Origin of the sequence: Photobacterium aquimaris (assembly GCF_002954455.1) — a bacterium.
GTDB classification, from domain to species: Bacteria; Pseudomonadota; Gammaproteobacteria; order Enterobacterales; family Vibrionaceae; genus Photobacterium; species Photobacterium aquimaris.
Genome location: NZ_MSCC01000002.1, coordinates 586403 through 586955 on the forward strand (window position 1 = coordinate 586403; position 553 = coordinate 586955).

Annotated in this window: 5 tRNA genes; all 5 read left to right on the forward strand. The window is 47.7% G+C overall.

Going from position 1 to position 553, the window contains the following annotated elements:
• Window positions 1-3: 3 nt before the first annotated feature.
• Window positions 4-94 (forward strand) — tRNA-Ser (locus BTN98_RS13335).
• Between the two features lie 40 nt (window positions 95-134).
• Window positions 135-211, forward strand: a tRNA-Asp gene (locus BTN98_RS13340).
• A 50-nt stretch (window positions 212-261) separates the two neighbouring features.
• A tRNA-Thr gene (locus tag BTN98_RS13345) sits at window positions 262-337 on the forward strand.
• Between the two features lie 9 nt (window positions 338-346).
• Window positions 347-431, forward strand: a tRNA-Tyr gene (locus BTN98_RS13350).
• 6 nt (window positions 432-437) lie between these two features.
• A tRNA-Asn gene (locus BTN98_RS13355) sits at window positions 438-513 on the forward strand.
• The last annotated feature ends 40 nt before the right edge of the window (window positions 514-553 follow it).

The following is a 553-nucleotide window of genomic DNA, read 5'->3' on the forward strand; positions in this document are numbered from 1 at the left end:
ATTGGAGAGATGGCTGAGTGGTTGAAAGCACCGGTCTTGAAAACCGGCATACGTTTATAGCGTATCTAGGGTTCAAATCCCTATCTCTCCGCCAAATTCTAGAGATTCGATGTAATCGAGTTTCGTAAAGAATTGGAGCGGTAGTTCAGTTGGTTAGAATACCGGCCTGTCACGCCGGGGGTCGCGGGTTCGAGTCCCGTCCGCTCCGCCAACATAAAGACATAGTGTTATTTATTAACATGCTATGTAACGAAATTTTGTGCCGACTTAGCTCAGTAGGTAGAGCAACTGACTTGTAATCAGTAGGTCACCAGTTCGACTCCGGTAGTCGGCACCATTAAATTTCGGTGGGATTCCCGAGTGGCCAAAGGGAGCAGATTGTAAATCTGCCGGCACTGCCTTCGAAGGTTCGAATCCTTCTCCCACCACCATATAATTCCCTCTTAGTTCAGTTGGTAGAACGGCGGACTGTTAATCCGTATGTCACTGGTTCAAGTCCAGTAGAGGGAGCCAAATAGAAAAGCCCGCAAGCAATTGCGGGCTTTTTTACGTT